The sequence below is a fragment of the Pseudomonas fluvialis genome (assembly GCF_002234375.1).
Lineage (GTDB): Bacteria > Pseudomonadota > Gammaproteobacteria > Pseudomonadales > Pseudomonadaceae > Aquipseudomonas > Aquipseudomonas fluvialis.
The window spans coordinates 37,292-50,905 of the sequence record NZ_NMQV01000014.1 but is presented as its reverse complement, the minus strand read 5'-3'; the positions used below and the strand labels follow the sequence as shown (position 1 = coordinate 50,905).

The window sequence follows — 13,614 nt, the reverse complement described above, 5'->3', positions numbered from 1 at the left end:
CAAGTCAAAGACGGCCGGAAACAGACACTGTCGGGGGCTCGGGTCAGTGCGTCCGCTACGGCAAGGGGGGTTCGGTGGACTAGGCATCTCCACCTTCCGTCACGACGAGCTAGGCATTCCCGTCGTGAAAGCCGGCGAATTATGCCCATGCGCGCCGCAAGCTGCAAGCCGGCCTTACAGGGCGCGGGCAATGATTTCCTTCATGATCTCGTTGGTACCGGCATAGATGCGCTGCACGCGGGCATCCGCCCAGGCCCGCGCCACCGGATACTCCCACATGAAGCCATAGCCACCATGCAGCTGCACGCACTCATCGAGCACCTTGCACTGCAGGTCGGTTCCCCAGTACTTGAGCATCGCCGCAGTCGGCACATCCAGCTTGCCGGCCAGGTGCAACTCCAGGCAACGATCGACGAACACCCGACCGATCTGGATTTCCGTGGCCATTTCCGCCAGCTTGAAGCGGGTATTCTGGAAATCGGCCACGGCCTTGCCGAATGCCTTGCGCTCACGGGTGTAGTCCAGCGTCCACTGCAACGCGGCCTCGGCCGAGGCCAGCGCGCCCACGCCGACGGTCAGGCGCTCCTGAGGCAGCTCCTGCATCAGGTAGGCAAAGCCCATGCCGGCTTGCCCCAGCAGGTTCTCCTTGGGCACCCGCACATCCTGGAAGAACAGCTCGGAGGTATCCTGAGCCTTCATCCCGACCTTCTCCAGACGCTTGCCCTTGGCAAAGCCCGGCGTACCGGCCTCGACCAGGAACAAGCTGGTGCCCTTGGCGCCCGCCTTGGGGTCGGTCTTGGCGACCACGATCACCAGATCGGCCAACCAGCCATTGGTGATAAAGGTTTTGGAACCATTGATCACATACTCATCACCATCCAGCACCGCCGTGGTTTTCACACCCTGCAGGTCAGAGCCGGCACCCGGTTCGGTCATGGCAATGGCTGTGACCAGCTCGCCCGAGACCAGCTTGGGCAGGTAGTGCAGTTTCTGCGCCTCACTGCCGTAGTGCAGGATGTAGGGCGCGACGATGTCCGAGTGCAGCGAAAAGCCGATACCGGTCAGACCGAGACGGCCGATCTCCTCGATGACCACCGTACTGTAGAGAAAATCAGCACCCATGCCGCCGTAGGCTTCAGGAATATGCGAGCACAGCAAGCCGGCCTCACCGGCCTTGTTCCACAGCGCGCGATCGACATGCCCGGTCTTTTCCCATTGCGCATGGAACGGCACAGCCTCCTGCTCAAGAAACTTGCGCACGCTGTCGCGGAACAGTTCGTGATCGGAGCTGAAAAGGGTTCTGGGAATCATCGTTGCACCTGCAGACCTGAACAAAAAAGAGTGTTCAGGCACTCTAACCAAGCAACCGCTTGCTTAGCACTGGACAGTTACGCCAATAAATAAGACGATCCCGCCACACTCTGGCTGCTTAGCCTTAGACCAAAACAACAAGACTGCCCAGCCATGACGCTCGCCGCCCCCCATCGCCCGCTGCATACCGTGAACATCCTCGCCACCGACGGCGTATTCGCTTCGACACTGATGCAAGCCAAGGATTATTTCCACATGGCCAGCCTGCGTCATGGCAAGCAACAGGGGCTGGGCCTGAGCCCCAGCTTCAACATTCGCCTGGTCAGCCCGGACGGCCATCCGGTGCGCAGCTTCAGCGGCGTGAAGATCCCCGTGGATGGCGCTCTGGCGCCTTGCGACCTGATCCTGCTGCCCGCGTTCTGGGGAGATTTCGCCAGCCTAAGCCAGCGCCATCCACAGATCATCGACTGGCTACGCCTCTGCCACGCACAAGGCAGCGCGCTGTGCGGTGAAGCCACCGGGGTGTTCTGGATGGCCGAAGCCGGGCTGCTCGACGGCAAGGAGGCAACCACCTACTGGCGCTTCTTCCAGGCCTTCGCCGAGCGCTTCCCCAAGGTCAACCTGCGCCAGGACAAGCACCTTACCGATGCCGATAACCTGTACTGCGCCAGCGGCGTCACCTCGGCCTGCGACCTGTACATCTACCTGATCGAACGCTTTTGCGGCAGCCAGCTGGCACAGGGCGTAGCGCGTGACATTCTCTACGAAGTACAACGCAGCTACACACCGGGGCGCATGGGGTTTGGCGGCCAGAAGCTGCATCAGGACCTGAGCATCCTGCACATCCAGCAATGGCTGGAGGAGCACTATGCCGAGCGCTTTCGCTTCGAAGACCTGGCGCGCGAGCATGGCATGAGCATCCGCAACTTCATGCGACGCTTCCAGGCGGCGACTGGCGACAAACCGCTGCACTACTTGCAACGACTGCGCATCGAAACCGCCAAGGGCCTGCTCAGTGCCACCCGCAAGAGCATCAAGACCATCAGCTATGACGTCGGCTACGACGACGCCAGCTTCTTTGCCCGCCTGTTCCGCCAGCACACCGGGCTGTCACCCAACCTGTACCGCCGCCAACTGCAGCAAAAGGACAGCTGAACGAGGCGCCCGCCTTCAGGGACGGTGCGGGCGCGAGAGGAACTCGTGACTCTGCATTTCCAGCAGGCGACTCAGCGTGCGCTGAAACTCGAAACTCAGCCGGCCGCCGGTATACAGATCCTTGAGCTCCACTTCCGCGGAAATGATCAGTTTGACGTTGCGGTCGTAGAACTCGTCGACCAGGTTGATGAAGCGACGCGCCATGTCGTCCTTGGCCACGCTCATCTGCTCGACGTTGGCGAGGATCACCGCGTGGTAGATCTTGCCCAGCTCGATGTAGTCGTTCTGGCTACGCGGGCCGTCGCACAGCTCGCGGAAATCGAACCAGGCGATGTCGTCACCTTCCTTGCGCGCGACGATCGGGCGATTCTCGATCATCAGCGTCTTGTTTTCTTCCACCACGCAGTGCTCCGGCAGTAGGCTGCGGAAGCTCTTCTCCAGGCTGGTCTCGGCCTCGGCATCCAGCGGGAAGTGAAACAGCTCGGCCTGCTCCAGGGCACGCAGGCGATAGTCCACACCACTGTCAACGTTGACGATCTCGGTGTGTCGCTTGAGCAACTCGATGGCTGGCAGGAAGCGCGCGCGCTGCAGGCCGTCCTTGTACAGGCCATCAGGAACGATGTTGGAGGTCGCCACCAGGCTCACCCCGTTCTTGAACAGTTCTTCGAGCAGGGTTGCCAGAATCATCGCGTCGGTGATGTCGCTGACGAAGAACTCATCGAAGCAGATCACCCGCGCCTCGTCCGCAAAACGTTTGCCGATGATGGTCAGGGGGTTCTTCTCGCCCTTGAGGGTCTTCATCTCCTCATGCACACGCTTCATGAAGCGATGGAAGTGCGTACGCATCTTCTGCTCGAAGGGCAACGCATCGAAGAAGGTGTCGACCAGATAGGTCTTGCCGCGCCCTACTCCACCCCAGAAATACAGGCCCTTGACCGGCCCCTGGCGCTTCTTGGCGAACAGTTTGCCGAGCAATCCGGATGCCTTGGAGTCCGCCACCAGCTCGTCATACAGGCGCTGCAGATGGCGCACGGCATTTTCCTGGGCGGCATCATGGAAGAAGTCCGGCCGCTGCAGATCGGCCTGGTAGCGTGCGAGGGGCGTCATATTCGTTAGCCAAGCAATGAAAAACGGGGGCGTAAATGTAACGGCGCCCCCGTCGCTTGGCAATCGAACCTGTGGCCAACGGTCGCAGCAGGCTAGGCCTGCGCCGTCAACGCCTCGCGCAAACGCTGCTGCGCCACCGCGCAGGCCGGCTCATCGGCGAACTGCGGGCTGTGTCCGACACACTGCTCGTCCAGCCACAGGCTGAAGGTAGCGCCGGCCTGGCGTACATCCAGTGGCTCACCGGACTGCAAGCGCTTGCTGACCTGGCCGGCCGCCTTGCCATCGGCAAACGACACGGACAGCAGCAACTGCTCGCCCGCTGCGTCCAGCACACGGAAGCGGAAGCTGCCGTCGTCGTCGCGAAAGCTAACCACGCGGGCGCTTTTCGCGGCTTTCTTTTTCTCGCTGACCGCAACCTGCACCTGCTCGCGGAACGAGCGCAGACCGACGGCTTCGCGCAGCTCGCCGAGGAACGGCGTGGCGATCTTGCGCGCCTTGCTGGCACCGGCCAGGAGGATGTCTTCCAGGTCTGCCGGCCGGGCGATCAGCGTGTTGTAGCGCTCGCGCGCCTCGCCCAATTCATTTTCCAGCAACTGATACAGTCGATTCTTCGCCTCGCCCCAGGCCAGACCACCTTCCAGCTCGGCGCGGAACTCGGCCTGCTGCGCCTGACTGGCAAAAGCCTGGTACAGGGTAAACAGATGCGAGCCGTCGGCATCCTTGGGCTCACCGGGCAGGCGCGAGTCGGTGACGATACGCGCAACGGCATCCTTCAGCTGCTTGGCCGTACCGAACAGCGGGATGGTGTTGTCGTAGCTCTTGCTCATCTTGCGGCCATCGAGACCGGGCAGGGTCGCCACCTCTTCCTCGATCACCGCTTCGGGCAGGGTGAATAGCTCGCGGCCCTGGCCGAACAGGTGGTTGAAGCGCTGACCGATGTCACGCGCCATTTCCACGTGCTGAATCTGATCACGACCAACCGGCACCTTGTGCGCGTTGAACATGAGGATGTCCGCGGCCATCAGTACCGGGTAGCTGAACAGGCCCATGGTCACGCCGGCATCCGGGTCTTCGCCGGCCTCAACGTTCTTGTCCACCGAGGCCTTGTAGGCATGCGCACGGTTGAGCAGGCCCTTGCCGGCGACACAGGTGAGCAACCAGCACAGCTCGGGGATCTCGGGGATGTCGGACTGCCGATAGAAGGTCGCCTTGTCGGTATCCAGGCCCAACGCCAGCCAGGTGGCGGCGATCTCCAGGCGCGAACGCTGGATGCGCGCCGGGTCGTCGCACTTGATCAGTGCGTGGTAATCGGCGAGGAAATAGAAGGAATCAGCCTGCGGGTCGCGGCTGGCAACAATCGCCGGGCGGATGGCCCCGGCATAGTTGCCCAGGTGGGGCGTGCCGGTGGTGGTGATGCCGGTAAGAATACGGGTGGTCATGGGCAATCGCTTGTCGAATATCGGAATGGTCACAGGCGCGGCAGGAGGAGCGTCTTCAGCTCAACCAGCCGGCCGTGGAAAAAGTGGCCGCATTCTGCCACTTTCAGCAGCTCGTGGGCACGCGGCAAGGCCTCGCACCAGGCGTACACCTGCGCCGGATCAATGACTTCGTCCTGTTCCGGCTGGATCACTACCAGCTGCCCGCCTGTTGGCACCGGCTGCGCCTGCAGGCGGGTCACCGCCGGAGCCAGCATGAGCAGGCGCTGCACGGCAATGCCGCGCGCCTCCAGGCGGGCAGCCAGGCTACAGGCGACAAAGCCCCCGAAGGAAAATCCCGCCAGGCTCACCGGCAACTGCGGATGCTGCGCGCAGAGCCAGTCCAGCGCGGCCTCGGCATCGTCGATCTCGCCACTGTGCATGTCGTGCACGCCCTCGCTGGCGCCCACCCCGCGGTAGTTGAAGCGCAAGGTTATGTAGCCGGCATCTCGGGCGCAGCGCTGCACGCTGGAAACCACCTTGTTGAGCATGCTGCCGCCCTGGGTGGGGTTGGGGTGACAAATCAGTAACAGCCCCTTGGGCTGTTCCAGTGGCTGGTAAAGTGCTTCAAGCGCGCCGCAGGGGCCGCTGAGCTGCACGGGGGTTTCACGCATCAACAACAGGGAACTCCGTGACCCTGACGCGGGTCTGCACGTCTTCGAATGGCATTGGCGCGGCGCTATACAGCCCGCCGGCAAGTCGCTACCGTAAAGCAAAGCCGCCCTTAATGAACAGAGGAAGGATTCGTGGAACAGACTCTCTCGGCCTGGTTGCTGCCAGCCCTCGCCCTGCTTGCCGGTGTCGGCATCGGCTTCATCATCGCCCGCCTGGCGCCCAACACCATTCCAGGGCGTACCCAGCGCCAGCTGGATGATCTGCAGGAGCGTTTCGACAGTTACCAGAACGACGTGGTGACCCACTTCAACACCACCGCCAGCCTGGTCAAGAAACTCACCCAGAGCTATCAGGACGTACAGGAGCACCTGGCCAGTGGCGCTACGCGCCTGGCACTCGACGAGGTCACCCGGCAACGCCTGCTGGCCGCCCTGCAGATGGACGACAGCACGCCCCACAACGAGCGCCTGGAGCCACCTGCCGGCTATGTACCGCGCGACTACGCGCCGAAAAGCGATGCCAACAGCCCCGGTACGCTGGCCGAAGACTTCGGCCTGAAACGCTAGGTAACAGCCTGCCGACCGGCAACAGTCTGACCAAGGCGTCAACTCGATTGACGCCAGGGCCCGCCTGGTGCGAACCTTCGCCACCTGTTCCGGGCCCGCCGCAGAGCCTTCGGCCCTGAGGGGCTGACAGCCAGGCGTACACCGCCAAGCCATAGCATCGCCCAGCCTCGCCCGGAACCCGCCAGGTCGCCCTGCATTCGACCTGCTGCCTGACTCTCCTGCCGTCAAGGAACCGGAACTATGTTGCTGCGCCGCATGCTGACCATGCTGGGTATCGTTACCTTGGTCGTTCTCGCTCTCGCCGCCTACAAGGGCTACAGCATCTACCAGCAGGTACAGATGTTCTCCGCCCCGCCGCCCGCCATCAGCGTGGCCGCCAGCCGGGTCGAAGCACGCCCCTGGCAACGCCTGCTGCCCGGTATCGGCACGCTCAAGGCTTATCAGGGCGTCGACCTGACCGTAGAAGCCAGCGGCACCGTACGCGAAGTACTGTTTGCCTCCGGCGAGCAGGTCAACACCGGGCAACCCCTGCTGCAACTGGACAGCGAGGTCGAACAGGCCATGCTGGCCACCGCCGAGGCGGCCCGCAACCTGGCCCGCGTGGAGTACGAGCGCGGCCGCAACCTGGCTGGCAAGCAGGCCATTTCCAAGAGCGAATTCGATCGCCTGAACGCCGAACTGCTCAAGGCCGAAGCCACGGTCGCGCAACTACGTGCGCAACTGGCCAAGAAACGCATCGTCGCGCCATTCAGCGGCACCATCGGCATCCGCCAGGTGGATGTGGGCGACTTCCTCTCCTCCGGCACCACCCTGGCTACCCTGCAGGACCTGTCGCGCCTGTATGTCGACTTCTTCCTCCCCGAGCAGGCGGTGCCGCAACTGGCCATCGGCCAGCAGGTACGCCTGCGCGTAGCCGCCTACCCCGACGAGCTGTTCAACGGCGAGATCAGCGCCCTCAATGCCAAGGTCGAGGACAGCACGCGCAACCTGCAGGTACGCGCCACCCTGCCCAACCCCGAGCAAAAGCTGCTGCCAGGCATGTTCGCCAACCTCGACGTGCTGCTGCCTGAGCAATCCCCGGTACTGGTGGTTCCGGAAACCGCGCTGACCTACACCCTGTATGGCAACTCGGTCTACGTGGTGCTGCCCGAACTCAACGAGCAAGGCCAGCCAGAAAAGGACAGCGATGGTCAGCCGCTGCTCAAGGTCGAACGCCGCTACGTGGATAGCGGCGAGCGGCGTGACGGTCTGGTGGAAATCCGTAAAGGCCTGCAGGCCGGCGAGCAGGTGGTCACGGCCGGCCAGCTCAAGCTGGACAGCGGTGCCCGCGTACGGCTCGGCGACGACCCGCTGGCCCAGCCGGGCCAGGCCAGCGCAGCCCACCCGCAGCCCTGATCCCTCGGCGCCAAGGACCTCGATATGGCTTTCACAGATCCCTTCATCCGCCGTCCGGTGCTGGCCAGCGTGGTCAGCCTGCTGATCATCCTGCTGGGCATGCAGGCCTTCAGCAAACTGGTAATCCGCCAGTACCCGCAAATGGAAAGCGCGCTGATCACGGTGAGCACCGCCTACCCCGGCGCCAACGCGGAAACCATCCAGGGCTACATCACCCAGCCGCTGCAGCAGAGCCTCGCCAGCGCCGAAGGCATCGACTACATGACCTCGTCGAGCCAGCAGAACCTCTCGGTGATTTCCATCTACGCACGCATCGGCGCGGACAGCGACCGACTCTTCACGGAACTGCTGGCCAAGGCCAACGCGGTGAAGAACCAGTTGCCGCAGGAAGCCGAGGACCCGGTGCTGGCCAAGCAGGCCGCCGATTCGACGGCGCTCATGTATGTCAGCTTCTACAGCGACCAGCTGTCCAACCCGCAGATTACCGACTACCTGTCGCGGGTCATCCAGCCCAAGCTGGCCACCTTGCCAGGCATGGCTGAGGCAGAAATTCTCGGCAATCAGGTATTCGCCATGCGCCTGTGGCTGGACCCGGTGAAGATGGCTGCCTACGGGGTAACCGCCGATGACTTCAGCAGCGCCGTGCGCCAGTACAACTTCCTCGCCGCCGCCGGCGAAGTGAAGGGTCAGTACGTGGTCACCAGCATCAATGCCAGCACTGACCTGAAGAGCGCCGAAGCCTTTGCCGCCATCCCGGTGAAGACCGTCGGCGACAGTCGCGTGCTGGTCGGCGATATCGCCCGGGTGGAGATGGGCTCAGCCAACTACGACTCGATCAGTTCGTTCGACGGCATCCCTTCGGTGTACATCGCCATCAAGGGCACGCCCAGCGCCAACCCGCTGGACGTGATTAAGCACGTGCGCGCCGCCATGCCTGAGCTGGAGGCGCAGCTACCCCCCAACCTCAAGGTCGCCATCGCCTATGACGCCACGGAGTTCATCCAGGCATCCATCGACGAAGTGCTGAAGACCCTGGCCGAGGCGGTGCTGATCGTCATCGTGGTGGTCTTCCTGTTCCTCGGCGCGCTGCGCTCGGTGCTCATCCCGGTGATCACCATTCCGCTGTCGATGATCGGCGTCCTGTTCTTCATGCAACTGATGGGCTACTCGATCAACCTGCTGACCCTGCTGGCCATGGTGCTGGCCATCGGCCTGGTGGTGGACGACGCCATCGTCGTGGTGGAAAACATCCACCGGCATATCGAGGAAGGCAAGACACCGCTCGATGCGGCCATCGAGGGCGCCCGCGAGATCGCCGTGCCTGTGGTCTCGATGACCATCACCCTGGCGGCGGTGTATGCCCCTATCGGTTTTCTCGAAGGGCTGACCGGCGCACTGTTCAAGGAGTTCGCCCTGACCCTGGCCGGTGCGGTGATCATCTCCGGCATCGTCGCGCTGACCCTCTCGCCGATGATGTGCGCCAAGCTGCTGCGCCACGAGGAGAACCCCAGCGGCCTGGCGCATCGCCTCGATCAACTCTTCGAGCGGCTCAAGCGCCGCTACCAGCGCGCCCTGCACAGCACCCTGGAAACGCGGCCGGTGGTGCTGGTGTTCGGCCTGATCGTCATGCTGCTGATTCCGGCATTCCTCGCCTTCAGTACCAGCGAGCTGGCCCCGGAAGAAGACCAGGGCATCGTCTTCCTCATCGCCAATGCCCCACAGCCCAGCAACCTGAACTACCTGAACGCCTATACGGCGGACTTCGTGAACATTTTCAAAAGCTTCCCGGAGTACTACTCGTCGTTCCAGATCAACGGCTCGGACGGCGTGCAGGCCGGTATCGGCGGCTTCCTGCTCAAACCCTGGGGCGAGCGCGAGCGCACCCAGATGGAGCTGCTGCCGCTGGTCCAGGCACGCCTCGACCAGATCCCCGGCCTGCAGATTTTCGGCTTCAACCTGCCCTCGCTACCCGGTACCGGCGATGGCCTGCCGTTCCAGTTCGTGATCAACACACCCAATGACTACGAAACGCTGCTGCAGGTTGCCGAGCGCATCAAGCAGCGCGCCATGCAGTCCGGGCAGTTCGCCTTCCTCAACGTCGACCTGGCCTTCGACAAGCCGGAGATCGTGGTCGATATCGATCGCCAGAAGGCTGCGCAAATGGGCGTATCCATGCAGGACCTGGGCACCACCCTGGCCACCCTGCTCGGTGAAGGCGAGATCAACCGCTTCACCATCGACGGGCGCAGCTACAAGGTGATCGCCCAGGTCGAGCGCGCCTACCGCGACAATCCGGGCTGGCTGAACAGCTACTACGTGAAGAGCAGCAGCGGCGAGATGGTCCCGCTGGGCACCCTGATCAGCCTCAGCGAGCGCGCCCGGCCGAGTCGTCTCAAGCAGTTCCAGCAGCTCAACGCCGCGACCCTGGAAGGCGTGCCAATCGTCAGCATGGGCGAGGCATTGGCCACCGTGCAGCGCATTGCCCGCGAGGAAGCCCCGCGCGGCTATGGTTTCGACCAGGCGGGCAGCACGCGGCAGTTCGTCCAGGAGGGTAACGCCCTGTACCTGACTTTCGCCCTGGCGCTGGCGATCATCTTCCTGGTGCTGGCGGCACAGTTCGAGAGCTTCCGCGACCCGCTGGTGATCCTGATCACCGTGCCGCTGTCGATCTGCGGTGCGCTGATCCCGATCTTCCTCGGTTTCTCCAGCATGAACATCTACACCCAGGTCGGCCTGGTCACCCTGATCGGCCTGATCAGCAAGCACGGCATCCTGATCGTCGAGTTTGCCAACCAGCTACGCCACGAGCGCGGCCTGAGCGTACGTCAGGCCATCGAAGACGCCGCGGCCATCCGCCTGCGGCCGGTACTGATGACCACCGCCGCCATGGTCTTCGCCATGCTGCCGCTGATTTTCGCCAGCGGCGCCGGCGCGGTCAGCCGCTTCGACATCGGCCTGGTGATCGCCACCGGGATGACCGTGGGCACGGCCTTCACGCTGTTCGTGCTGCCGTGCGTCTACACCCTGCTGGCCAAGCCCGATAAGCCGCCGGTCGGCCAGGCCCAGACGGCCTGACTGCGCAGCATGTCAGGCCACGCCGCGATCACCCGCTACCCGGCGCCCAGCGAGCAGCCGTTGCTGCGCGCGGCGCTGCGCGGTGCGCTGACCCTGCTGTTTCGCAGTCTGATCCGTCCGGGCATGCCGATCAGCGGCCAGCGCCTGGTGCTGCGTGTACTGACCGCAGTGCATCCCACCCAGCCAGGCGTGCGACGCCAGGCTGGACAGCTGGCCGGACGCCCCTGCGAGTGGCATCGGCCACAGGGCGCCAGCCACGGCACGCTGCTCTATCTGCATGGCGGCGCGTTCATGCTCGGCGCGCCGGCCAGCCACCGCGCACTGTGCGCGGCACTCGCCCACTATGCGCAGCTGGATGTCTGTGCGCTGGATTACCGGCTGGCTCCCGAACACCCCTTCCCGGCGGCCCTCGACGATGCGCTGGCGGCCTATCGCTGCCTGCGCGCACAGGATGAGCGGGCGCTGTTCATCGGCGGCGATTCAGCCGGCGGCAATCTGGCTCTGGTTACCTGCCTGCGCCTGCGTGAACAAGCCATCAGCCAGCCCGCCGCCCTGCTCTGCCTGGCCCCGGTGGTGGACTTCTCCGGCGTGCAGCTGCACCAGCCGGCCGCCGGCGATCCGCTGCTCAACCCCGCCTGGCTGGAACAGGCCCATGCCTGCTATTGCCCGCCCGGCGTCGATCCGCTGCAACCGTGGATTTCCCCGATCAATGCCGACCTGCACGGCCTGCCGCCCCTGCTGCTGCAGGTGGGCGAGGACGAGCTGCTGCGTAATGACAGCCTGCGCCTCGCCGAAAAAGCCGCCGCCAGTGGCGTCAGGGTGCGTCTTGAGCATTACCTGGGGCTGTGGCACGTATTCCAGTGCCACGCCGGGCTACTGCACGCCGCCGACCGGGCCTTGCAATCGGCGGCCGACTTCCTCCGTCAGCATTCCTGAACAGCCGTCCAGAAAAAAGCCCCGCGCGGTTTCCCGGGCGGGGCTGTGGCTGACCGGCGATCAGATCGCGCCGCGCGAACGCAACAGCTCCAGCACCGCCTTGACGCCCTCTTCCACCGACATGGCCTGGGTGTCGATCAGCAGATCGGCATCCAGCGGGATGTCGTAGGGGAAGGACTCGCCCGGGATGTTGTCGCCAGCGGCGGCATACAGGCCCTGCGGATCGCGCTCACGGCACACCGCCGGCGAGGCCTGTACGTAGACCGTGAGCAGGCGCTCGGCGCCGACGATGGCCTTGGCCTGTTCGCGGCCCTCGGCATCCGGGGCGACGAAAGCGGCCAGGGTCAGTAGGCCGGCCTCATTGAACTGCTTGGCCACCTGAGCGGCACGCCGCCAGTTCTCGGCACGTCCGGCACGATCCTGCGGCAGGCCCTTGTTCAGGTCATGGCGCAGGTTCTGGCCGTCCAGCACGTATACGGCACGGCCCATGTCGAACAGCTTGCGCTCCACGGCATAGGCCAGGGTGCTCTTGCCGGCGCCGGACAGGCCGCTGAACAGCACGGTGGCCGGCTGCTGACCGAAACGACTGGCACGCTCCTCGGTGGAAACATGCGCCAGCTGGCCGTGGTGACCGCCACCAGCGCCGACCGGATCGGCGATGATCATGCCGGCGCCGACGGTACCGTTGGTCAGGCGGTCGATGACGATAAAGGCGCCGGTGGTGCGGTTGTGCTCATAGCCATCGAGGGCGATGGGCGCATCCAGGGCCACCTTGACCCGGCCAATCTCATTGAGCTTCAGCTCGCTCGCCGCGCCCTGTTCCAGGGTGTTCACGTCAACGCGATGGACGATGCTCGGGATCGACCCCGGCACGTAGCTGGTGGCGCGCTTGATGTCGTATTTCTTGCCCGGCAGCATGGGCTCCTCGCCCATCCATACCAGCATGGCCTCGAAGCTGTCGGTGACCTGCGGGCGACTGTTGGCATGCACCAGCATGTCGCCACGCGACACGTCGATCTCGTCTTCCAGGGTCAGGGTAATGGCCTGGCCTGGGCCGGCCTGCTCCAGCTCGCCCTCGAAGGTGACGATGGACTTGACCTTGCTGCTCTTGCCCGAGGGCAGCGCAGTCACTTCGTCGCCCTTGCGCACGATGCCGCTGGCCAGGGTGCCGGCGAAACCACGGAAGTTCAGGTTGGGGCGGTTGACGTACTGCACCGGGAAGCGCAGGTCGCTGAAGTTGCGATCGCCCGCCACTTCCACGGTTTCGAGGATTTCCATCAACGACTGGCCGTCATACCAGGGCGAACGCTCGCTGCGGTTGACCACGTTGTCGCCCTTGAGCGCCGACATCGGCACGAAGTGCAAGGTGGTCGGTTTGAGGTTGATCTTGTCGGCGAAGGCCAGGTAGTCGGCCTTGATCGACTCGAACACGCCCTGGTCGAAGCCCTTGAGGTCCATCTTGTTGATGGCCACGACGATGTGCTTGATGCCCAGCAGGCTGGCGATAAAGCTGTGGCGCTTGGTCTGCGTCTGCACACCGTAGCGCGCATCGATGAGGATGATCGCCAGATCGCAGGTCGAGGCACCAGTGGCCATGTTGCGGGTGTACTGCTCATGACCGGGGGTGTCGGCGATGATGAACTTGCGCTTGGCAGTGCTGAAATAGCGATAGGCCACGTCGATGGTGATGCCCTGCTCGCGCTCGGCCTGCAGGCCGTCGACCAGCAGCGCCAGGTCGACGTCATCGCCGGTGGTGCCGACCTTCTTGGAGTCCTTGGTGATGGCTTCCAGATGGTCTTCGTAGATCATCTTCGAGTCGTGCAGCAGGCGCCCGATCAGGGTGCTCTTGCCGTCGTCGACGTTGCCACAGGTGAGGAAGCGCAGCAGTTCCTTGCGTTCGTGCTGGGCCAGGTACGCGAGGATGTCTTCGGAAATCAAATCGGACTGATGGGACATGGTTTTTCTCTAATCGCTAAAGG

General features: G+C 63.9%; 10 protein-coding genes. 5 read left to right on the top strand and 5 right to left on the bottom strand.

Annotated elements, in window-relative coordinates; translation table 11 throughout:
* Positions 1 to 174 precede the first annotated feature (174 nt).
* Positions 175 to 1,311, bottom strand: a complete 1,137-nt coding sequence (locus tag CFY91_RS08355; RefSeq protein WP_093985898.1) for an acyl-CoA dehydrogenase family protein — start codon at positions 1,309 to 1,311, stop codon at positions 175 to 177.
* A 255-nt stretch (positions 1,312 to 1,566) separates the two neighbouring features.
* Between CFY91_RS08355 and CFY91_RS08350 the strand changes: the two genes are divergently transcribed.
* Entirely contained in the window at positions 1,567 to 2,466 is a 900-nt protein-coding gene (locus CFY91_RS08350) for a GlxA family transcriptional regulator (protein WP_165765317.1), read from the top strand.
* Between the two features lie 15 nt (positions 2,467 to 2,481).
* Here CFY91_RS08350 and zapE read toward each other — a convergent pair whose 3' ends face one another.
* From zapE to CFY91_RS08335, 3 genes are all read right to left on the bottom strand, one after another.
* Positions 2,482 to 3,573, bottom strand: coding sequence for a cell division protein ZapE (gene zapE, locus CFY91_RS08345; protein ID WP_093985896.1), 1,092 nt, complete (start codon positions 3,571 to 3,573; stop codon positions 2,482 to 2,484).
* 92 nt (positions 3,574 to 3,665) lie between these two features.
* Positions 3,666 to 5,012 (bottom strand): tryptophan--tRNA ligase, encoded by a 1,347-nt coding sequence (locus tag CFY91_RS08340; protein WP_093985895.1) that lies wholly within the window; start codon positions 5,010 to 5,012, stop codon positions 3,666 to 3,668.
* A 29-nt stretch (positions 5,013 to 5,041) separates the two neighbouring features.
* Complete coding sequence (locus CFY91_RS08335; RefSeq protein WP_093985894.1) at positions 5,042 to 5,668, bottom strand: alpha/beta hydrolase; 627 nt, start codon at positions 5,666 to 5,668, stop codon at positions 5,042 to 5,044.
* A gap of 126 nt (positions 5,669 to 5,794) precedes the next feature.
* Between CFY91_RS08335 and CFY91_RS08330 the strand changes: the two genes are divergently transcribed.
* The 4 genes from CFY91_RS08330 to CFY91_RS08315 all read left to right on the top strand — a co-directional run bounded on the left by CFY91_RS08330 (position 5,795) and on the right by CFY91_RS08315 (position 11,635).
* On the top strand, positions 5,795 to 6,229 hold the full coding sequence (locus CFY91_RS08330) for a Z-ring associated ZapG family protein (RefSeq protein ID WP_093985893.1): 435 nt from the start codon (positions 5,795 to 5,797) through the stop codon (positions 6,227 to 6,229).
* A gap of 240 nt (positions 6,230 to 6,469) precedes the next feature.
* Positions 6,470 to 7,624 carry an efflux RND transporter periplasmic adaptor subunit gene (locus CFY91_RS08325; RefSeq protein ID WP_093985892.1) on the top strand — a complete coding sequence of 385 codons (1,155 nt, stop codon included), beginning with the start codon at positions 6,470 to 6,472 and terminating at the stop codon, positions 7,622 to 7,624.
* A gap of 24 nt (positions 7,625 to 7,648) precedes the next feature.
* Complete coding sequence (locus CFY91_RS08320) at positions 7,649 to 10,699, top strand: multidrug efflux RND transporter permease subunit (RefSeq protein ID WP_093985891.1); 3,051 nt, start codon at positions 7,649 to 7,651, stop codon at positions 10,697 to 10,699.
* 9 nt (positions 10,700 to 10,708) lie between these two features.
* Entirely contained in the window at positions 10,709 to 11,635 is a 927-nt protein-coding gene (locus CFY91_RS08315; RefSeq protein ID WP_093985890.1) for an alpha/beta hydrolase, read from the top strand.
* A gap of 60 nt (positions 11,636 to 11,695) precedes the next feature.
* Here the strand turns inward: CFY91_RS08315 and cysN are convergent, their stop codons facing one another.
* Complete coding sequence (cysN, locus tag CFY91_RS08310) at positions 11,696 to 13,591, bottom strand: sulfate adenylyltransferase subunit CysN (RefSeq protein ID WP_093985889.1); 1,896 nt, start codon at positions 13,589 to 13,591, stop codon at positions 11,696 to 11,698.
* Between the last annotated feature and the right edge of the window lie 23 nt (positions 13,592 to 13,614).

Bases quoted from the DNA above. Each gene is read 5' to 3' on its own strand.
- CFY91_RS08340 (WP_093985895.1), bottom strand. From the start codon at position 5,012: ATGACCACCCGTATTCTTACCGGCATCACCACCACCGGCACGCCCCAC.
- CFY91_RS08315 (WP_093985890.1), top strand. From the start codon at position 10,709: ATGTCAGGCCACGCCGCGATCACCCGCTACCCGGCGCCCAGCGAGCAG.
- CFY91_RS08320 (WP_093985891.1), top strand. From the start codon at position 7,649: ATGGCTTTCACAGATCCCTTCATCCGCCGTCCGGTGCTGGCCAGCGTG.
- zapE (WP_093985896.1), bottom strand. From the start codon at position 3,573: ATGACGCCCCTCGCACGCTACCAGGCCGATCTGCAGCGGCCGGACTTC.
- CFY91_RS08350 (WP_165765317.1), top strand. From the start codon at position 1,567: ATGGCCAGCCTGCGTCATGGCAAGCAACAGGGGCTGGGCCTGAGCCCC.
- CFY91_RS08355 (WP_093985898.1), bottom strand. From the start codon at position 1,311: ATGATTCCCAGAACCCTTTTCAGCTCCGATCACGAACTGTTCCGCGAC.
- CFY91_RS08325 (WP_093985892.1), top strand. From the start codon at position 6,470: ATGTTGCTGCGCCGCATGCTGACCATGCTGGGTATCGTTACCTTGGTC.
- cysN (WP_093985889.1), bottom strand. From the start codon at position 13,591: ATGTCCCATCAGTCCGATTTGATTTCCGAAGACATCCTCGCGTACCTG.